Genomic DNA, 21,079 nt, shown 5'->3' with positions numbered 1-21,079 from the left:
ACGACGTTTCAATATAATCAACATTTTTGTAATATATTTGTAATATTTTTTATTTAACCGAAATAAAAAACGAATTAAAATTAATTTTTATTACCTTTTTGTTATATTTTTATTTTAATAAATTTTCAAATTAGTTATTTCTTTGAGACATTAAGAATAGATGAAGGTCCTATATTCTGGAAATGTATATTCAAGTTAAATAGCGAAAAAAAGCGGCTCACAATGATTGTGAGCCGCTTTTTACTATTCTTTAATATTTACCCCATACTCCTTAAACCACACATGAATTTGTGCCAAATGTGCCAATAGTTGTGGCCCGGTCATCAACTGACCAAACCATGGCGTTTGAAACGCACTACCACCTGATTGAATCAACCCTTGTAATTGTTCTTTATCAAACAACTCATGCAAAATTGAGTTTTTATCCGTTAACAGATTCTGTAACCACACTGTTACTGCTTCCGTGTAGTGCGGATTGTGCGTTTTTGGATACGGACTTTTCTTTCTGTATAATATATCATTTGGTAATACACCTTCTAACGCTTTACGTAATAGACCTTTTTCGCGATTTTTATACATTTTCATTTCCCAAGGAATATTCCACGCATATTCGACCAGACGATGATCCGCAAAAGGAACACGTACTTCTAGGCTCGCTCCCATACTCATGCGATCCTTTCTGTCTAATAATGTCGTCATAAACCAAACCATATTCAAATAAAATAATTGTCGTCTTTTTGCTTCAATTGTACTTTCTCCTTCTAAAATCGGCACTTCCTGTATAGATTCTTCGTAGCGTCGTTGTACATATTCTTGCAGTTTTAATTTATCACGCCATTCTTTTTTCAGGAGTTGTTCGCGTGCCTCTGTAGAGCGCATCCAAGGGAATGCACTTGATTGCAAATCATCTTCCCGGTAAAACCATGGATAACCTCCAAAGATTTCATCTGCACATTCGCCCGACAAACCGACGACAAAATCTTGTTTAATTTCTCGGCAAAACCATAATAATGAAGAATCGATATCTGCCATACCAGGTAAATCGCGAACGAGTACTGCTTCTGTTAAATACTCCGCTAACTGTTCATTGGAAATCACACAGCGGTGATGAATTGTACCAAATGTTTCTGTCATCAAATCAATAAATGGTGCATCCGAATTTGGTTGAAAAGCATTTGCTTTAAAATATTTTTCATTATCTTCATAATCAATCGAATACGTATGCAACTTCCCTTTTCCTTCTCTTTCATATGCCATTGCCGCAAACGCTGTAATGGCACTTGAATCTACCCCACCCGACAAAAATGTACATAACGGTACATCTGAAACCAATTGTCTTGTAATTGCATCCTTAAGCAGAAAACGTACTTGTTCTACTGTTTCTTCAAATGAATGTTCATGTTTTTTACTCTCAACATTCCAATAGCGCCATATACATAAACCATCTTTTGAAAAAGTAAGAACATGACCTGGACGTAGCTCTTGAATTCCTGCATAAATACCATGTCCAGGTGTTCGAGACGGTCCTAATCCAAATATTTCTGATAGTCCCTCTGTCGTAACTTCTGTCTTTACATCTGGATGAGCTAAAATAGCTTTTAATTCTGAAGCAAACAATAATCTTCCGTTTTCATATTTATAAAATAATGGTTTCACACCTAATCGATCCCGTGCAATAAACACTTGTTCTTTTTTCTCATCCCAAACCGCAAAAGCATATATTCCATTTAAATGATTCACACATTCTTCTTTCCATTCGATATAAGACGCTAATAATACTTCCGTATCAGAATGCCCTTTAAATCTATAACCTCTTTGCATTAATTCTTTGCGAATATCTTCTGTATTATAAAGTTCCCCATTATAACAAATTGTGTAATACTCTTCTTCTTTCATACATGTACATGTCATCGGCTGTTTCCCACCTTCAGGATCAACCACAATTAAACGTTTATGCCCAAAAGCAACATGCCTTTTGATCCAGACATTCGTATCATCTGGACCGCGCTTTGCAAGTGTTTCTGCCATCTTCGTAACCGTTTCTCTTTCACCTTCTAACAACCGCTTATAATCAATCCATCCTGTAATCCCGCACATATAAATCATCCTTCCTATCCTATATCCGTATAACTTTACTCCGTTCAAAACCCACATAGAACCAAAAAGGCTGAACTGAAACGTCTGCACGTAAAAGCCTAATTGATGAGGGCTAACGATCCAGACGGAATTTCTCCGCCGGATAAAAAATTCACTGTTTGAAGCATGTTTTTATTCTATGCCCACCTTTCTTTAGGTGTTCCATAGTTATAAAGAATGCCTGAACTGTCCATAACAGGAATAACTACTTCTATAAAAGGAGAAATCACGAATGAAACAACGCAAACATATTTTGTATAATCAACCGCGTGCTCATACAATTGGGAATGTGGAATATATAAACAATGAATGGATATTCTTTGATGATGAAAATGATGAAGCATTTTTGCTTGAGGATATTATTGAAGATGGATTTGAAGTTTTATATAACAACAATTGGCTACCGGCAAGATTCTACGAACAAAACATATTACAAATTGCAAATGAACATCATCCATTGCAAAATGGTGAAATGATACGAATTCGTAAAAAATTACTACTCAGTTATCATGAATGGTTAGAAGAACTATCCGATTCCGCTTTTGCGTTATTTGCAGAAACATTGCAGTCCTTCAATTATTCTTTATATGACTGTATATATTGTCATAATTTCCTATCGTTTCAGCCGAAAGAAGGGCCTTGCGAAGGTGTAAACCTGCTATTATTTGATAACGAAGAAATGATTTGCTCGTTGCACCATCATTACGTTCGGTATTCCACTTGTAATAAGAATATATTTCAATTTACAAAAACAAACGGGGAACAACTACATATAGAATCTACGTGAATACAATAGCTATATCTCGTCTCTATCTTTCCCGTAATCAAACCTCATAAATGTATTTCATTTCATATAAGTTCAAATTTGACAAACCATTAAACAAAAACCATCTTATTCTCCTTTACAGAAAAATAAGATGGTTTTATTTTACGCAAATGGTGAAAATCCCATCGGTAATCGTAATCCAAGATATAGTACAATAACAAGCGCAATAATAAATTGAACCCAAAACGCCCCTGCTGGTTTCTTCTTACTTGTTTTCACAAGAATCATTTCCATTGCAGCAATAACCCAAACACCAACTAACATTTTTAGGCCATACCACATATGCATGTTCCCTGTTGCTGTTTTCATAATGCTTTGATACAGTAAGAAACCCGTTACAATGATGATGATATACACAAGACGAAGCCCCATATGTACGCCTTTACCTTTTCTTCCTGCCGTATACATAGAATACGCCACAAAGAATAAAATAAGCCCTAGTGCCCACGCTGTAATATGCATGTGTGTTGTCACGATATCCCAACCTCCTCTTTTCACACTTTTTCACTTTATATGATACCATGTCCACTTCTTTTCAGGAAATATTTCGCTTTTTTACATTTAAATGATATAATATTTAGAGTATTTATAAACTTCTTGTAATAACAAAAGGGGGAACAATCATGATTCAAACAAAAGATATTATCGAACTAACAGACACATATGGAGCTCACAACTATCATCCGCTACCAATCGTAATTTCGAAAGCAGAAGGAGTTTGGGTAGAAGATCCTGAAGGAAACCGCTACATGGACTTACTTAGTGCATATTCTGCGGTAAACCAAGGACACCGTCATCCGAAAATTATTGACGCTTTAATTGAACAAGCAAACCGTGTTACGTTAACTTCACGTGCCTTCCATAGTGATCAATTAGGTCCTTGGTACGAAAAAGTAGCGGAATTAACAAATAAAAATATGGTACTTCCAATGAATACAGGTGCGGAAGCTGTTGAAACCGCAATCAAAACAGCACGTCGCTGGGCATATGATGTGAAAAAGGTAGAAGAAAATAGAGCTGAAATTATCGTTTGTGAAGATAACTTCCATGGTCGTACAATGGGGGCAGTTTCCATGTCATCCAATGAAGAATACAAACGTGGCTTCGGACCAATGCTTCCTGGCATCATTGTGATTCCTTACGGTGATTTAGAAGCATTAAAAGCTGCAATTACACCAAATACAGCTGCATTTATTTTAGAACCAATTCAAGGAGAAGCAGGAATTAACATTCCACCAGCTGGATTCCTAAAAGAAGCATACGATGTATGTAAAAAAGAAAACGTTTTATTTGTAGCTGACGAAATTCAAACTGGTTTAGGTCGTACTGGTAAACTATTTGCATGTGATTGGGACAACGTAATTCCTGACATGTACATACTTGGTAAAGCACTTGGCGGCGGCGTATTCCCAATTTCTTGCGTTGCAGCAAATCGCGATATTTTAGGCGTATTCGAACCAGGTTCTCACGGCTCTACATTCGGTGGTAATCCACTTGCATGTGCTGTTTCTATTGCGGCTCTTGACGTATTATTAGATGAGAAATTAACAGAGCGTTCTCTTCAATTAGGTGAAAAATTAGTAGGACAATTAAAAGAAATTGATAATCCTATGATCACAGAAATCCGTGGTAAAGGATTATTTATCGGAATCGAATTGAACGAGCCTGCTCGTCCATATTGCGAAAAATTAAAAGAAGCGGGTTTATTATGTAAAGAAACACATGAAAATGTAATTCGTATCGCACCACCTCTTGTTATTTCTGAGGAAGACCTAGAGTGGGCATTCCAAAAAATTAAAGCGGTATTATCTTAATCAAAACAAGCTGCCTCTTACGAGGCAGCTTGTTTCATGAAACAATCATTTTTGAGAAAAGTAATATCCCAACGATAACCGGAAATAGAAGCAACACACCTGCTATACAGGAGACAATCACATGTTTCAATTCCCACCAATCATTTCTTATCCCTTTCCGAAACCAAAACAATGAAAAAGGTATAATGAATATCACTGCCGTTACCAATCCTGGAACATATCTTTCTGTCAAAATTGCCCCAGTGATATGAAACAACCCATTCATAAAAATCATCGCTTGTATAACGAGCAATATATAAAGCGTGACTTTCTTTTTAAATATAGAATGAATACACACAAGCAGAAAGACAATGCTTGTTAACAAACATAATGCAATGAAGAAATATTGTTTTTGCCACGCGTTTTCTTCCATACGAATCGGTTGGAAATATTTCATTTCAGGGAAAAAATAATATTCCTCAGCATTATGAAATGCAAATAGAATAGGGATGAGCCAAATATATAACGTACTATTTGACCAGGTTTTGAAGCGTTCCAACATGCTGCACCGTTATTGTTACTTCATCACCAGCGCTTAGAAATTTAGGTGGTATAAACCCTTTCCCAACTCCCGCTGGTGTTCCAGTCGCAATAATATCCCCAGGCTCTAACGTCATCCCTTTACTTACGATAGAAATAATATCTTCTATTGAAAATATCATATTTGCAGTATTTGAAGTTTGCCGAACCTCTCCGTTCACTCTTGTTTCAATATCTAATTGATTCGGGGTTTTAATAGCCGTCTTATGAACTAAATACGGCCCCATTGGGCAAAATGTATCAAAACTTTTTCCTAAGAAAAATTGTTTATGTTTTCTTTGAATATCTCGAGCAGTTATGTCATTTACAATTGTATAACCGAAAACATATTCAAGCGCCTTATCTTTTGCAATTTGTTTTCCGCGTTTCCCAATCACAATTGCGAGTTCTCCTTCATAATCTAGTTCACTCGTTGCATGCGGATGACTGTGAATTTTCTCTCCATTCCCGATAACCGTCGTCGGCGCCTTTGTGAAAATCATGATATCTTTCGGAATAGACTCTTCTCCACCCATCTCTATCGCATGATCACGATAGTTTTTTCCGACGCAAAGAATATTCTTTCTTGGTCTTGGAATAGGTGCTAATATTTTAACGTCTTGCAATGGATAATACGCCGTCGTTTCATTTTCCTTTGCCCAATTTATAATTTCTACCACCTTTTCAATAAAAGCATTTCCTTTTTCGATACACTCTAGCATTGTAATAGGAACTGTAATCTTTTCGCCTTTTTGCCGCTGTGCTTCTCTAATATGCAGCACTTTTTCTTCATACTCATCCACAATGCCAACAAATACTTTCTCTTCCTTCTTCACTGTAACAAACCGCATGATTTCCACTCTCCATCCTAAAACTCATACAATGTAATTGTATTCGCATTCCTTTAAAAAAAACCTGCCAATACATTTTAATTTTTACAAGATTCTTCATTTTTCACACTGTCCGATGTTATTTTGGAATAAAATGTAGAATTTTTACTTTTTTTATCGAAGCTATTTCTTTTTTATGGAACTTTTGTATAATATGTACTACATATATACTTAAAATTTATAAAGAGATGGAGCCGATTCTATGTTTGAGCAAGCGATTGAAAAAAAACGTGAGAAAATGATGTATTTTGCTGAACGTTACGGAATAACTTCTCAAAAAACAGTGAATTGTAGCCAAGAACTGGACAGGCTCTTAAATGTGGTTTGGCTTTTGAAAGCGGATTTCACCTCAACTTATACTATAGACGAACACACACAATGAAGTGTGTGTCTTTTATTTGAAAAAAGACACATTTTAATGAAAACGCCCATACAATAATAGAAAAGGATATTGATTTTTCATATAGAACATGGATGATAACAGCAGTAAAAATTTTATTTATGAAAGGTGTTTGCTATGCCAGCGATGGTTGGACATATTCATATCGTTAACATTGGATCAAGTGGTATTTTTCATGTTGGAGATGTATTTGCAATTAGACCGATTAGTTACTCACGTGCTTTTGCAGGAGCTGGTTCTTTTAATGTTGGTGAAAATATTTCAGTATACAATTATCAAAATGCGACAACAGTCAATGATACAGACATAATCGATCAAGCTATAATTGGATCCAACTAAAGGAGGCGATTCGTAAGTGAACTTTTATGTACAGCAAAGTATTATCATTAACAATATAAGAATTGATAGCATTACAACATCCTCCGTTTTTCAAATTGGAAGTGCCGGTAGCATTAAAGCATTATCTAAATTTTCCAATACAGGTGGATTTACAGCGCCACTTCGCCCCTTGAAATCAAAAGGACAAATTATTTCTATTAAACCATGATGGGTTCTTCTTAAGCTCTTTATGTCATAAACATATAGAGCAAGCATACACACCCCTCCCTATTGAAAAGGAGGTTTCACACAGTGAATCAAGATGTATATATTTACCTACAACAATTTCAACAAGTTCTTCAAAAACAACAAGAAGCAATTCATGCATTAGAAGAGCAAGTACAGACATTAAGGAAAGAACTTGATGAACTAAAAGGCCGGCCCTCCTCTTCTATAGGAAAAGTAGAATATAAATTCGATCAATTAAAAGTAGAAAACTTAAATGGTACGTTAAATATCGGCTTAAATCCATTCGCAACGAAAGGACAACAGATTGAAGATTTTGAGGTGGATACAGAAACATTAAAAGTAAATCCAGAAACACAAACAAACCCTGATTTTTATCAAGGCATTATTCAAGAGATGCATCGCTATTTAGATGAAGAAGCATATAGCAGAATTCTTCATTTTGAACAAGAACAGCGGACACCACTCGATGATATGTATCGACAAATGATGATTGATGATATAAAAAAACAAATGGAGCATCGCCTTCCTTACTATTTATCACAAGTACAACCGTATGAAGAGATTACATCAGATCCTCAGTATATGAAAGATGCAATTATTCAAGCTATGAAACAAGATATTGATAAAGCATTCCTTTCCTTTATTCAGCACATACCGAACAATTTTCGAAAGGAGTAAGTTTATATGAATTTTAACGTGATAAATCGTGAAATGAAAGTTGGCCAGATTAAAATGAACGGGGTATCTTCATCTGCACTTTTTTTAATCGGTGATGCGAACCTTCTCATTCTCTCTTCTATTCTCGATACACCTTTCGAATCAGTTACTGAGGGTCCATTTGTACCTCTCGTAACTGCCGCGCCTACTACTCCAGGTTAAGGAGGGAGCTTTATGCTTCAGCACATTTCAGTTGTTCATCAATCCAAAGTTATTTCTATGGGGATTGCTAGTGTTTTTCAAGTTGGCGATGCGAAACAGATGGAATTAAAAAGTCGTGCACTTATTGTTCATCGAGAAATCCCTTTTTATTTAAAAGATGAAGGAAGTTTCGAGGCTTTTAAAATCTTTACAGATGAGTATATTACAATTCCCAAAAGATCGACAGATGTCAAAGTGAATATTATAAATGAATGCCCCTTCATTGAAGTAAATGATGTTACGATTCGTACTTTATTAAATTCTGCCTGCTTTCAAATCGGCTCCGTTGACTATGCATTTAATAATTCACGCATTCACCAACTCCGTCAATATATTACAGATGAACCTTTCAACAAATAAATCATATAGTGATGTTAAAGAAGACTAATGAAGTAGGTGAATAACATGCCCTCTGTCGTTGGAAACCTCGTTGTTCAAAATAGTAATGGCTCTTTTAACTTAGGTGACTTCTATAATGTCTCTCCTAAGGAAAATACAAAGGCATATAACGGTTCAGGAGCATCAAATGTTGCTTTTGTTGTTAATACATTTAACGGTGTCAGCGCAACAAATACATTCGATTCAGATGTTGCGGATCAAGATCAAATTGGAACGGCTTAAAAAAAGTAGGAGAATTGTTCTCCTACTTTTTTCGTTCTTTTGATTTTCTTGTTCGCGCTTCAATAAGTGTAATCATTCTTATTGTTTAGCCTTTGAATGATAACCCACTTTCCTTCAAAGCAGTTCTAAGTTTAGGTAAAGATGCTGACCCCATACCGTGCAGTTGTAAAATCTCTTTCTCACTACATTTTGAGAGCTGCTGCAAAGAAGTTATTTCATTGTATTCCAATGCTCTTCTTGCTGGTGCCGAGAGAAGTGAAAGAAATCCACTTTCCGGTTTTCGTTCTTTCTCACAGATCGGGCAAGAAGGACAATCGCTACTTTTATAGTATTGGTGTCCATTATCACAAGTTCTTAAACTTTTTTTGGAAGTTACCATTTTACATACTCCCTTCCTAGAGTTACATCTTTCCCCTTTTTCACATTTATACTTTGATGTATGTTTCACTTACTTTGTTAATCAACATGTACTATGTGATTTCCATCAAAGAAATATAAACACTTTTCTTTCACTGGATGATGTAAACTTTTCTCTAACGCTTTCGCATATAATGAAAGCTGTACTTTATAACGTTCTGCTAAAATCGGCTTTGCTTGATCGAATCCACCTGAGAACTTTCCTTCAATTGTATCTGTTTTAAAATCGATTAATACAACTCCATCTTCCTCTTCTATCATACAATCGATAACCCCTTGGACAAGTACAGATTCTCTGCTCTGATTTTGCCAATCTTGATACGCTTCTTCCGCTGAAAGCATCATCGTAAACGGCACTTCACGTTCTACACTTTTCGCAGCTAAAACACGCTTACCAAGATCCGTATCAAAAAATGCTACAATTCGATCAATCGCAATTTCTTCTGCTTGCTCAAATGTTAGTAATTCTTTATTTACCATTTCCGCAATTTGCTCTTGAACGGTTTCAAGCGTGATCGGTTGTTGTAAATTAACATGTTGCATTACGGCGTGAACAGCTGTCCCCCGTTCAGCATAAGTTAACCCCTTTTTCTCCATAAAACGAGGACGCGTTTTTATAGGCGTACGAAGTTTTTTAATAAAGGCATTATCACTTCCATCTTCCGATTGATAATTCCGCTTTATCTCAGTAACAGACTGCTTCGCCCGATGCGCTGTTGCACCTTCATACGCATATTCCCAAGTTAAACGAGCATACACCTCTTCTTTTCGTTCACTTTCTAGAGGAACAGGTTTTTTCTCACGAAGCGCTTCTAACAATTCTTGCTTTTCTTCTTGTACTGGTTCCGGTGCAAGTAAAGTGCCACCATCAACCACTTCCACTTTCCAGCTCGCATTGTATTCATAAATTTCATTTGGTATATTTCCTTGTCCAAGTTCAAGAAGCATTTCGCTATCATGATGTCTATATAGTGACGGTGCAATCCAATCTAAGTAACAAGATGCTCCTGCACGAACGTAATCCGGTAACAGCCAATCTGTATGCTCACGCGAGTCAAGCCATTTTTCAATTTCTTTTTCTTTATCTTTCACCGTACCAATTAAAATCAATTTTTCTTTTGCACGCGTTAGAGCAACATATAATACGCGCATCTCTTCCGCAATTAGTTCCATCTTCATTTTACGTTTAATGGCTAGTTGTGATAACGTTGTATATTTAATTCGTTTACGAGGATCAATAAACTGTGATCCAAAACCGAAATCTTTGTGTAATAAGAACCGTTTCATTAAATCTTGTGTATTAAAACGGCGTCCAAGCCCCGCTACAAATACAACTGGGAACTCTAACCCTTTACTTTTATGAATCGTCATAATTCGAACCACATCTTCTTGTTCGCCAAGCGCTCTCGCTGTTCCCATGTCGTCCCCGCGCTCTAAAATACGTTCAATAAAGCGAAGGAAACGGAATAACCCGCGGAAAGATGTTGCTTCGTACTGCCTTGCGCGATCATATAGTACGCGTAAGTTAGCTTGACGCTGTTTTCCCGCTGGAAGACCACCAACGAAATCGTAATAACCCGTCTCACGATATACTTTCCAAATTAAATCAGAAAGAGACTGCTGGCGCGCAAATTCACGCCACCCTTGCAAGAGATTATAGAACCATTGTAATTTCCCATGTAATTCTGCCTCTTCTTCAAGCGGCGCGCCTTGTAAGAAGGAACGCATCACTTCATAAAACGAACCTTTTTTCTCATGAGCACGTAACATCGCAAGCTCTTCATCATTTAACCCAACAATCGGGGAACGAAGCACAGCAGCAAGCGGAATATCTTGCATCGGATTATCAATTACCCGAAACACATTCATCATAACGGTCACTTCTGTCGCTTCAAAATAACCTGTCGCGAGCTCAGCGTAAACAGGAATGCCTTGTAATTTTAACTCTTCCATAATTTGCGGAGCCCACGGCATCGAGCGAAGTAAAATGACAAAGTCACGGTATTTCACAGGGCGCATGCTATCTGTTTTACGATCATATACTTCATAACCTGAATCAACCATCGCTTTAATTCGCTGCGCCATTAAACGTGCTTCAAGCTGTGCTTTTTCTACTTCTACACCGTCTTCTCCCTCTACCGATTCTTCTCCCTCAGACTGATGAATACATAACAGTTCGGCTGCTACATCTTCTCCTTCTGGGTAGCTCGCACCTAACTTTAGTTCAGCATCAGCATCGTAATCGATTTCCCCGACAGTTTCGCCCATAATTTGTTTAAAAATAAAGTTCGTACCTGCTAGTACTTCATGACGGCTGCGGAAGTTTTTGGCTAAATCAATCTTCATCCCGCCGTCTATTCCTTCAGGTGTAAAACGTTTATACTTTCCTAGAAATAAGCCAGGCTCTGCTAATCGGAATCGGTATATCGACTGTTTTACGTCGCCGACCATAAACAGATTACCTTTTTGTTCAAAGTCTTTCGTTACAAACTTAATAATTGACTCCTGCACAAAGTTCGTATCTTGATATTCATCGACAAGTACTTCGGCAAATTTATTCCGATATTGAAGCGCAACTGGTGATGAACGAAGCCCGCCATCGTTCGCACGTTCACTTAAAATTTGTAAGCAAAAATGCTCTAAATCTGTGAAATCAACCATTCCTTTATCACGCTTTATCGTTTGAAAACGCTCAGTAAATACTTTTACAATCTGAACAAGCTTTTCTAGTACAGGGTGCATATCCTTGAAATCACGTAAAAAGCTTTCTGGTTTCCGGCTAAACAACTCTTCTTGTAGCTTCTTCACTTCATCTTTCGCTTTATTTCTAAGTGAATCTACTTGTTTGACAATCTCTTCATTGTAATCACTCTTTTTAATACGCTTTAACGTTTGCCACGAAACATTTTGCATCGCTTCATATACACTTGTCCAAGACTGATGTGCTGCACTAGATAACGTCCCGAGTAACACAAGGTCCGCTTGTAGTGTCTCAATGCGAGGCGCTGGCCCATCCGGAAGCATAGCTAACTCAATTGCTTTCCGAATATGCTTTTCAGCAGTTTCCAGCTGAAACTTCACATCTTCTAATAAATAAGTTGCATACGTTAAGTCTTCAATTGATTTCCCTTCCACATCATATGCTTCGACAAGCTTATCCAGCCACTTCTCTGGATCTGGATGCGCCCTCGATTCCGTATGAAGCGCTAAAATCATACGCTGCAGGTCATCATCACTACGATCGCTTGTATATCGATCAACTAGTTCAAAGAAAATGTCATTTCCTTCGATTCCATATTCCTCTTCTAATATGTCATCTAATACTTCTTCTTTTAACAATTCATTTTCCGTCTGATTAGCAATGCGAAAACGTGGATCAACGTCGAGCATATAATAGTACGTTCGAATCACTTGTAAACAGAACGAGTGAATGGTTGAAATTGATGCTTTATTTAATAAGCTGAGCTGTTTCCGAACATGCCCTGATCCTGGCTCATCAATTAATACTTTTTCTAACGCTTCACCAATTCTGTTTTTCATCTCTTGTGCCGCTGCATTTGTAAATGTTACGACAAGCAAGCGATCCACATCTACTGGATTCTCAGCATTAATAATTTTGCGAATAATTCTTTCTACAAGTACAGCTGTCTTTCCCGATCCCGCTGCCGCCGCTACTAAAATATCACGGCCATCTCTGACGACTGCCTTCCATTGATCATCTGTCCATTGACTACCTTCAGGCTTCTGTGGCCAATTCTCTATCATTCGCCAACCTCCTCTCTCATTTTCTCCATCGCTTCACTATCTTTCATATCTTTTAACGTGCGGAACTGATTATCTTCAAGTGATTCATCAAACTGACAAACAGAACGGAAATTACAGAATGTACAAGCTGCTTTGTTCCCCATTTTATACGGTGCGATATCAATAACACCTTCTGTAATGTCTTTCCCGATGTTTTCAAATGTATGATGTACATATTGCTGTAAGGTTGTAAATTCTTGCTCACTTGCAATACTAGAACGCGCACTAAAGCTACCATCTTTTTTCAGACCTGCAGAAATAATGTCTGAACTTCCTGTTGAAAGCTTGTTATCCATCAATCGAACAACATCCGCATCTCCTAGTACGAGACCTTTCATTTTAAATTTCTTTAAAATTTCCTTTTCAATCTCTTCTTCCGAAGCGTCGCCTTTCATCTCCACAATCGGGTTATGAATATGGAAATATAAAACGCCAGCAGGTGATGCCGTTCCATCTTTTTTCATCCACGTATTCGCATTTGAAATAACAACGTCTAAATACGTTAACATTTGAAGTGCTAACCCATAATATACTTCTGTTAAATCTAAAGCTTTTGTGCTCGATTTATAATCAATAATGCGAAGGAAGGTACCATTTTCGTCTTCCGCTTTATCTACACGGTCAATCCGGCCAACAACTTCCATTTTCACACCGTTTGGCAACGAAAACTCCATCGGCGGAAGTGAGCCTGTCCCGCCCATACCAAATGGAACCTCTAAATCAACTGGCACAAATCCACTGGACTTCGCATGTTCACGAAGGATAAGTGACGTACGGAAAATGATTTGCTGTAACTTTTGTTTCAAATAATAATTCCGATTAGAACTTAATAAAATTTGTCTTTGTAATAACGGTGCGATTTCTTCAATTACTACGGCAGAAAGATGCTCACACTCTTTTATCGATAAATCAGCCCAAGTACGATTTTCCCTAAGTAACTTGTCTGCAATTTTCTTTAATGCTGCATGGAATAATTCGCCGATATCCGGTGCATCTAACTTGAAAATATCACGCTCTCTCAGCGATAATCCATGCTGCGCAAAATGAGCATATGCGCATCGATTAAATAATTCCATGCGAGAGACGCTTCCTTTAATTTTATCTCCGTATAGATCTCTACTTACAACTGAGCTAAGCTTCTGCGCACGGTTTCGATAAAATAAACTAGATAGTACACGACTACTTTTTTGCTTCCACTCGGGCGATGTAACATAGAAGTTGTAAACATCCCACCAAAAATCAAGGTTCCCTTCAAAACCATATCGTTTCCAATTTTGTAATTGCTGCGTTACATATGACAAGGTAACCTCTGGCGTTGCTACATACGAAATTTGTACCTGACGAGATAAATCATTCACATCATTCGTTACAAATACTTCTTTAACAGAAGGAAACATTCTTTTCACTTTCTTAATAAAGCTAGATGAAAGTAGCGTCTTTCCTTCTTCATCCGCAAGGGGGCAAGAAATATATAACTTCTCAGATGCACGAGTTACTGTTTGATAAATAACAAATTGCTCTTCTAATAACGTCTGCCTTGTTGTTGGTGCTAATTCTACACCAGCCGTAACGAGAAATTCCCTTTCTTCATCCGATAACATCCCTTCATCTGAAGGGGCTGCCGGAATGATTCCTTCATTCGCACCAATCACAAAAGCCGCGCGAATATCCGATAACCTTGAACGATCAATGTTCGCAATGAGCACTTGATCTAAAGAAGGCGGGATATTTGCAAATTGAAGTGCCTCAAGTCCCGTTGTCATTACATCGATAAACATTGAACGAGACATCTTTTCCTCACCAAGCATTTCTACAAATGTATCAAGAAGATTCATTACTTCTTCCCAAACTTGATCATGGTCACTTGCAAATAGAAAATTCCCTTCTGCCTCAGCACGCATACGCAAATCTTCCAGTTTTTTAGGAACATCTAATTCTTCTAAAAACAAATAAACCGCTTCACACATTTGTACAACTGAACTTGCACGTTTTAAACGCTTCTGCAAACGAATAATTGGTGTCCTTACCACATCACGAAGGCGGTTTATTTTCTCTTCCATTTCACGTTCGCTATCTGTTTGCATTCCGTTTACTCCATCTAGCGAACGATAACGACGATACGTCCAAGGCTCATCTGCCGTCCATCTCTTTCCTTGTACGCCATATGCTAAACAGTAATTTTCAAACTCATCCATTTCTTCGTGCATTGATTCTTTTCTCACATCCAACGGATATAATAATTCCGTTTTTATACAGCGAAAAATAGCATCATAGCGCCAATTCCCACTAATCACTTCTAGTGCAGAACGAATACATTCAATCAATGGATGATGTGACATTGGACGCTTTTCATCGATAAAGTGCGGAATATCGTAATCAGTAAACAATGTTTTCATTACATCATAATAGCTTTCTCCATTACGAAGAAGAACCGTAATATCTCTGTAGCGATACTCCTCTTCCGCAACAAGTCTGCGAATTTCCCTAGCTACACCTTCAACTTCCGCTCGCAAGTTTGCCGCTGTATATAATGTAATGTCTGGTTCACTTTGGAACTTCTTAGACGGACGAGATTCAAACTCAGCTTCTAGATGTGCCAATGCTGGCGAAAGAAAACGTGGCTGTTCTCTCATTGAAATTGTACTTTCAACTGCGATTTTCTCCTCACGTGCCAGTTGTTTTACCTTTTCATACGTAAGTACTGTTTGATAAAACAAATCTAGTTCACTTGTTGGCTGCGATAATGTTTTTTCATCTACTGTTAACGTAATTGTTATTCTTGCTCCGCAAATCATGAGCTGTCTAATAATCTCTAATTCCCCAGGTGAAAATGAATGAAATCCGTCTATATAAATTTCTGCGCCTTTTACATAATCAGAATCCGGAAGCTTTTCTACAAGCAACTGTAAATAATCTTCTGAATCTAAATATTTACCAATTAAAGCCCGTTCAAAATCATCATATAAAAGCTGAAGGTCGTACATTTTATTTGCTAATAATTTTTGTTCATCACCGCTACTGTGAGCATCTAACTGTTGCCACATCTCATATACATTCGATGGCGTTACATTATAACGTTTAAACTCGGCAATCATGCTGCCTAAATGCTCAAAAAAGCCATTTTGTTCTGCTGCTTTTTGAAACACATACAATCCTTCTTTACGCGCTTCTACAATTTTACGTAGTAACATATGCACGCCAGCCTCATCAATATGAAGGCGGCTTGCACCACCAACTTCTTGCAAGACCTTCCACGCTAACCTTGAAAAACTAAAGACTTGCGCCCTGATGGAGGCGCTAACTCCTTCATTACCTATTAAAGCTTGCTGCGTTTGGAACGTCATTTGTTCCGGTACAAGATATAAAATTGTTTCGCCTCTTGGACGCTGCCCTAATTCTTCTTGCACTTCATGTAAACAAAATGTACTTTTTCCACTTCCAGCTCGTCCAATCACAAATCGAAGCGACATGTAATCCCCACCTTTCACTTACATAACGAACGTTAGTTTGCTGTCATCATTGTATTATAGGACAGGAAAAAAGACAAACAGAGGCTGCTTGTCTTTTCCTTCCCTATAGGCTGTAAACTCTTTCATTATCCTTTTGAAAAATTCGTCTGCACTTCATTAATCGGCCAATAGCGTAAATCCACTTTCCCGACAACAGTATCTGCTTTTACAAATCCAAAATGCCTGCTATCCCAACTGCCGAGACGATTATCACCAATCACAAAAATATACCCCTTCGGAACAACCTTTTCTCTCGTTAATTCTTCTAACGTAAAATCACCTGTCAACTGCTGGCCTTCCGCTTGCCTCTTATATGTTTCCAAATAAGGCTCATCAATAAATTGACCGTTTATATACAATTTGTCATGCTTATATTCAACCCGATCGCCTGGTAAACCGATAATTCGCTTTACATAGTCTTCCTTTTTATTCGCATGAAACACGACAACATCAAATCGGTTCAACTCCCCAACTTGATAGCTAACCTTATTCACAACAAGCATATTTCCATCTTGAAGTGTCGGCATCATTGACTTTCCCTCTACAACATACGTTGAGAAGAAAAACGTTCGAAAAAAAACAGCTAATAGCACACCTATAAAGATTGTTCTCATCCACTCTAGGCCTTCTTTTTTCAAAGCTCGCTTCATCCGCCTCTCCCCTCACCCTTTTCCTATAATGAAGTTGTAATTACAGTGAAGACTAGTCTTAATGTAGTTCTAGCTTTACCTCAATCTTCTTACCGACATACCATAAAATAAAAATGACACCTATGACAATAATAGTTTTCACAGGCTTATGGATAAAAGAAGTTAAATCATGCCCAATATAACTTAAAATAAGAATCATGACTAACTTTCCAAGCGCTAACGCTAACACAAATTGTCGTCTACTAATACGTGATAAACCAGCCACAACATTAATAAGTGCAGACGGCGTAAAAGGAAAACAAAATAATATAAAAATAGGTGCGAATCCTTTCCGCTCAATCCATCCCATCGCTTTGCGCACTTTCGGATGTTTATTCACAAACGAGAAGAATCGACTTCTTCCAAAACGACGAATAACTGAAAATACAATTAATGCACCAAGAACCGATCCAAGCCATGAATACAAAAAACCAAGCCAAAACCCGAAGGCAACTGCATTTGCCATCACAAACAAAATAAGTGGCAGTGCCGGGATAAGTGCCTCTACCATCGGCAAGCTAATACCAAGGAGCGGTCCAAGTGCCCGATAACTAGCTACAAGCTGATCCATATTTTCTGCTGAAAAATACTCTTTGATTGTTTGAAAATCCATTCTACAATTTACCCCTTTGCTATATTCCTATCTCTACTTTATCATCGCTTATTGTAAAGAGGAAATGGTAGATACGACATATGGAGATGTATTTATTAAAGTTCCATAATTTTATGTAAAAATCCTTCATTATTATTGTATGATAATCTATCATTATTTGACAGGATGTTACATATTGAGAAATAAAGTACAACTTTAATCAGTGGAGTTTTCTTCATCCTCCACTGATTATTAGCCCTCACCAATCGGGTATTTACGGGCAGTTATCTCCCACCTATCTTCTTCACTTCTCCCGGAATCTTGAGGTGGGAGTCTTAATGCTCGCAAATAGCGGGATAAATTTATATCCCAAAAAACGTCCTTTATCTTCCTTCATATTGTAAATTATCAATCCAGTTTTCAACTAAAATCAACAACCGCATTATTATAAATGGGCAAAAATACTATAACAGTGGTTCCTTTCCCTACTTGGCTTCTTATGTTTATTTTTCCACCATGACTTTCAATAACTTGATAACTAATCATAAGCCCAACACCCGTTCCCTTTTCTTTTGTACTATAGAAAGGTTCCCCTAGCCTTTTAATTCTTTCTGGTGGAATACCTACTCCTTTATCTGAAATACAAATCATAACCTCGGTACTATTATGTGTTTTCACGTTAATGGTGATTTCTTGACCATTCTGTATAGCTTCAATAGAATTTTGTAAAATATTAAAAAAAACTTGTTTTAATTGAATTTCGCAGCATTCAACCAATAAATTTTCAAAATCCATGTTTAATGTAATACGAATATTCTTCATAATTGCTTGCGTACTTATTAAAGCAACCACGTTATCTAATATAGTACAAAGATTTTTAGGTTCAAATACTACAACGTTCGGTTTTGCAATAGATAAAAATTCTTGAAGAATTGTTTCAATACCTCTGATTTCAGAAAATATTAGCCTAAAATATTCCTTGTCTTCTCCTACTTCTTGTTGTAATAATTGCATGAACCCTTTAATTACTGTTAAAGGGTTACGAACTTCATGAGCAATTCCAGCTGCCAATTGCCCTACTGCTTTAAGGGTGTCTGATTTTTTTAATAATTCCGTTGTTTTTTTACGTTCTGTAATATCACGTACAATAATCATAATTTTATCCTTAAAAAGCGGTAAAAGTCTCGCTTCAAAATAATAAATTTCATCATCTAGTTGTAGAGGATAATCTATTAAAACCGGAACAGCTGAAATTTGTATTTGATTAATGGCTTTCTCAAATTGCTTTGTTATAGAAACAGGTAATACCTCTTGAATTTTTTTCCCTATAAATTCTTCGATTTGAACATAAAATTTAGATATAGAATTAGTTTTACACTTCCTAATGGTCCCATCAAGGTCTGACAAAAAGTATAAATCAGGAATTGCTTTAAAAATTAATTCCAGTTCAGCCGATGTTTGTTTAAGATTTTCTTCCATTCTCTTACGGTTGGTTATATCAATCCCAATTGCTCCAATATTCCATCCTAAAATAGGAATACTCTGTAATATATTTGACCACATGATAGTTTTTATCTCACCATTTTTACAAGTTATGTTCACTTCCCAATCCCTAAAATCATTTCCATTTTTTAATAAATCGTTACATAACTGATCTCTATAAGCTTTATCAGGGTGTAGCAATTCTATTGCTGTAGGATTGTTAATAATTTCATCTGCACTATATCCAGTTACTAATTCACATTCCCGATTCCACATAATAATACTTCCTTTTTCATCAAGAGCATTAATCATAATCGGCATATTTTGTAATATGCTATATAAATGATTTTCATCATGTTGTGTTACGGTTTTTATTTGTGAATTTTTTTCATGAAAATTTTTTAAGTATAATTGTTGAGTTGCCATCTCTTCAATGAGATTTACAATACATTTAAAAGGTGTTATCTGAGAATCTACAATAACCTCTTTATTAATACTTGTCCCAATAACAAAGGTCCCTATATGCTCCTGTTCAATAACGATGGGAATATGAGTTTCTTTGAACAATTTGCTTTTTTGATTATAAAAAAAAGGTTCGCCTTTGAAAAATATAACATTTTGATTATTATCGAGGAGACAGTATGGAACTTTAGTTAAATTATAAAATTGTTCTGTTATGTTCTTGAACTCGTTTATATTTATAAGGTCTTTAAGTGTATATCTCATTATTTAACCCATCTCCTTTTTATTTAATATATCATTATAACTCTCAGGGAAACTAATTATTCAGAAAATAACACGAGCACTTTAAACAGTTTCCTAATACAACGATAATTTTGTTCTACATTGTGATTTAGATATTTCACCTGTCTTTTCGTAATGCTTGCTGGCATCTTTTTCTCTTCCTTCGACTCTACGCCAGATACTTGTCTAGAGTGATAGCACACGGATTTGAAATATGAAAAGGCCGCAAAGCTTTCTTGAAAAAGCGCTTTGCGGCCTTTTGATCTCTTGTTTTTCCTAAATAAAAATCAGTTGTATTTCCTTCTGAATCAACGGCACGCTATAAAGTGAAACTTCCACCGGTGAGGGGTCTTCATCTCCCACTGATGGAAAGCCCTCACCAATCAGGTATACGCATTAGATAATCTATGTTCTCCTATTATCTTCACTAAGTCACTTACTATTAACAAGATAATACCTTGATAGTTTCTATTTGAAATTATTTGACTTTGATATACATAATCTCCAGTCTTTCTAAGTTACTAGGATCAGCATGTCCAAGTTTGATAGATTTCTTGCACCAGAACCAGTTGTTTATTATCTCATTCGTTGACGACCGAATAGGAATCCACCTAAAACGAACAATACCATACCTCCAATAATTGAAATCATTTCCGTTGGTGTTCCACCTGTTTTAGGAAGTAATGCTGTCGTCTTATCATTTTCTTTAGTAGGTGGAACTTTTGAATCGCTATTTATGTTTGTGTTTGTATTTGGATCTTTGTTTGGATCTACACCTGTTTCGTCCTTGATTTTTGTATTCGTGATATCATAACCATTTACTTCTGTTTGATATCCATCTACCGGTTGTTCTTTCACTTCATACTTGTAGGCAACACCATTCGCATCGTATGCCGCTAAGTCTTTAAATTCGTATTTCCAACCTGTTGCTTCACTTACTTCTTGCGTATCAATCAATTTGCCATTTTGGAGTAGGTCTACTTTGATTGTTTTCGGACGATCTTTCGCATTATCGTCTTTCCACGTTTTCTTTCCTTCTACTTTTGTTTGACCTACTTTTGTATTTGTGATGTCGTAACCAGTTACTTCTGATTTGTAACCATCTACCGCTT

Annotated in this window: 20 protein-coding genes and 1 pseudogene; 9 read left to right on the top strand and 12 right to left on the bottom strand. The window is 36.8% G+C overall.

Going from position 1 to position 21,079, the window contains the following annotated elements:
• Positions 1 to 243: 243 nt before the first annotated feature.
• Positions 244 to 2,097 (bottom strand): asparagine synthase (glutamine-hydrolyzing), encoded by a 1,854-nt coding sequence (asnB, locus tag BPMYX0001_RS05130; RefSeq protein ID WP_033798722.1) that lies wholly within the window; start codon positions 2,095 to 2,097, stop codon positions 244 to 246.
• Positions 2,098 to 2,368: 271 nt separating this feature from the next.
• On the opposite strand from asnB, the gene BPMYX0001_RS05125 reads away from it, so the two are divergent.
• Positions 2,369 to 2,923 (top strand): DUF2777 domain-containing protein, encoded by a 555-nt coding sequence (locus BPMYX0001_RS05125; protein ID WP_003195877.1) that lies wholly within the window; start codon positions 2,369 to 2,371, stop codon positions 2,921 to 2,923.
• 141 nt (positions 2,924 to 3,064) lie between these two features.
• Here BPMYX0001_RS05125 and BPMYX0001_RS05120 read toward each other — a convergent pair whose 3' ends face one another.
• Positions 3,065 to 3,424 carry a YisL family protein gene (locus BPMYX0001_RS05120; protein ID WP_033794635.1) on the bottom strand — a complete coding sequence of 120 codons (360 nt, stop codon included), beginning with the start codon at positions 3,422 to 3,424 and terminating at the stop codon, positions 3,065 to 3,067.
• Positions 3,425 to 3,585: 161 nt separating this feature from the next.
• Here BPMYX0001_RS05120 and rocD point away from each other — a divergent pair, with 161 nt between their 5' ends.
• Positions 3,586 to 4,776, top strand: a complete 1,191-nt coding sequence (gene rocD, locus BPMYX0001_RS05115) for an ornithine aminotransferase (RefSeq protein WP_006093919.1) — start codon at positions 3,586 to 3,588, stop codon at positions 4,774 to 4,776.
• 34 nt (positions 4,777 to 4,810) lie between these two features.
• Here rocD and BPMYX0001_RS05110 read toward each other — a convergent pair whose 3' ends face one another.
• A complete protein-coding gene (locus BPMYX0001_RS05110) occupies positions 4,811 to 5,317 on the bottom strand; it encodes an HXXEE domain-containing protein (protein WP_029427741.1) in 507 nt (168 codons plus the stop codon).
• A complete protein-coding gene (locus BPMYX0001_RS05105; protein WP_033798721.1) occupies positions 5,286 to 6,185 on the bottom strand; it encodes a fumarylacetoacetate hydrolase family protein in 900 nt (299 codons plus the stop codon). The genes BPMYX0001_RS05110 and BPMYX0001_RS05105 overlap by 32 nt, the downstream gene beginning before the upstream one ends.
• Before the next feature lie 241 nt (positions 6,186 to 6,426).
• On the opposite strand from BPMYX0001_RS05105, the gene BPMYX0001_RS05100 reads away from it, so the two are divergent.
• From BPMYX0001_RS05100 to gerPF, 7 genes are all read left to right on the top strand, one after another.
• Positions 6,427 to 6,606, top strand: coding sequence for an aspartyl-phosphate phosphatase Spo0E family protein (locus BPMYX0001_RS05100; protein ID WP_018783051.1), 180 nt, complete (start codon positions 6,427 to 6,429; stop codon positions 6,604 to 6,606).
• Positions 6,607 to 6,741: 135 nt separating this feature from the next.
• Complete coding sequence (locus BPMYX0001_RS05095; protein WP_006093916.1) at positions 6,742 to 6,963, top strand: spore germination protein; 222 nt, start codon at positions 6,742 to 6,744, stop codon at positions 6,961 to 6,963.
• A gap of 16 nt (positions 6,964 to 6,979) precedes the next feature.
• Positions 6,980 to 7,171 carry a spore germination protein GerPB gene (locus BPMYX0001_RS05090; RefSeq protein WP_006093915.1) on the top strand — a complete coding sequence of 64 codons (192 nt, stop codon included), beginning with the start codon at positions 6,980 to 6,982 and terminating at the stop codon, positions 7,169 to 7,171.
• 83 nt (positions 7,172 to 7,254) lie between these two features.
• On the top strand, positions 7,255 to 7,869 hold the full coding sequence (gene gerPC / locus BPMYX0001_RS05085; protein WP_006093914.1) for a spore germination protein GerPC: 615 nt from the start codon (positions 7,255 to 7,257) through the stop codon (positions 7,867 to 7,869).
• A 6-nt stretch (positions 7,870 to 7,875) separates the two neighbouring features.
• Positions 7,876 to 8,070, top strand: coding sequence for a hypothetical protein (locus tag BPMYX0001_RS05080; RefSeq protein WP_018766557.1), 195 nt, complete (start codon positions 7,876 to 7,878; stop codon positions 8,068 to 8,070).
• 12 nt (positions 8,071 to 8,082) lie between these two features.
• Positions 8,083 to 8,469: a spore germination protein GerPE gene (locus BPMYX0001_RS05075; protein WP_006093913.1), complete on the top strand. Its 387-nt coding sequence runs from the start codon at positions 8,083 to 8,085 to the stop codon at positions 8,467 to 8,469.
• A gap of 45 nt (positions 8,470 to 8,514) precedes the next feature.
• The gene (gene gerPF, locus BPMYX0001_RS05070) at positions 8,515 to 8,730 is read left to right on the top strand and encodes a spore germination protein GerPF (RefSeq protein WP_003195867.1); all 216 of its coding nucleotides are present in this window, start codon (positions 8,515 to 8,517) and stop codon (positions 8,728 to 8,730) included.
• 85 nt (positions 8,731 to 8,815) lie between these two features.
• Here gerPF and BPMYX0001_RS05065 read toward each other — a convergent pair whose 3' ends face one another.
• The 8 genes and pseudogenes from BPMYX0001_RS05065 to BPMYX0001_RS33815 all read right to left on the bottom strand — a co-directional run.
• A complete protein-coding gene (locus BPMYX0001_RS05065) occupies positions 8,816 to 9,109 on the bottom strand; it encodes an RNA polymerase alpha subunit C-terminal domain-containing protein (protein WP_006093912.1) in 294 nt (97 codons plus the stop codon).
• A 77-nt stretch (positions 9,110 to 9,186) separates the two neighbouring features.
• Positions 9,187 to 12,912: a helicase-exonuclease AddAB subunit AddA gene (gene addA, locus BPMYX0001_RS05060; RefSeq protein ID WP_033798720.1), complete on the bottom strand. Its 3,726-nt coding sequence runs from the start codon at positions 12,910 to 12,912 to the stop codon at positions 9,187 to 9,189.
• The gene (addB, locus tag BPMYX0001_RS05055; RefSeq protein ID WP_033798719.1) at positions 12,909 to 16,421 is read right to left on the bottom strand and encodes a helicase-exonuclease AddAB subunit AddB; all 3,513 of its coding nucleotides are present in this window, start codon (positions 16,419 to 16,421) and stop codon (positions 12,909 to 12,911) included. The genes addA and addB overlap by 4 nt, the downstream gene beginning before the upstream one ends.
• Before the next feature lie 125 nt (positions 16,422 to 16,546).
• Positions 16,547 to 17,110 (bottom strand): signal peptidase I, encoded by a 564-nt coding sequence (gene lepB / locus BPMYX0001_RS05050; protein WP_006093909.1) that lies wholly within the window; start codon positions 17,108 to 17,110, stop codon positions 16,547 to 16,549.
• A 58-nt stretch (positions 17,111 to 17,168) separates the two neighbouring features.
• Positions 17,169 to 17,762, bottom strand: a complete 594-nt coding sequence (locus tag BPMYX0001_RS05045; RefSeq protein WP_006093908.1) for a TVP38/TMEM64 family protein — start codon at positions 17,760 to 17,762, stop codon at positions 17,169 to 17,171.
• A gap of 399 nt (positions 17,763 to 18,161) precedes the next feature.
• Positions 18,162 to 19,949: a PAS domain-containing sensor histidine kinase gene (locus tag BPMYX0001_RS05040; protein WP_033798718.1), complete on the bottom strand. Its 1,788-nt coding sequence runs from the start codon at positions 19,947 to 19,949 to the stop codon at positions 18,162 to 18,164.
• 89 nt (positions 19,950 to 20,038) lie between these two features.
• A pseudogene (locus BPMYX0001_RS34845) lies at positions 20,039 to 20,286 on the bottom strand (DDE-type integrase/transposase/recombinase); the annotation flags it as partial.
• Between the two features lie 257 nt (positions 20,287 to 20,543).
• Positions 20,544 to 21,079: Cna B-type domain-containing protein (locus BPMYX0001_RS33815; protein WP_033798717.1), on the bottom strand; the 536-nt coding region annotated here is incomplete at its 5' end.

The organism is Bacillus pseudomycoides DSM 12442, assembly GCF_000161455.1.
Taxonomy (GTDB): domain Bacteria; phylum Bacillota; class Bacilli; order Bacillales; family Bacillaceae_G; genus Bacillus_A; species Bacillus_A pseudomycoides.
The sequence above is the reverse complement of the archived record's forward strand: the minus strand, read 5'-3'. Positions and strand labels throughout refer to the sequence as shown.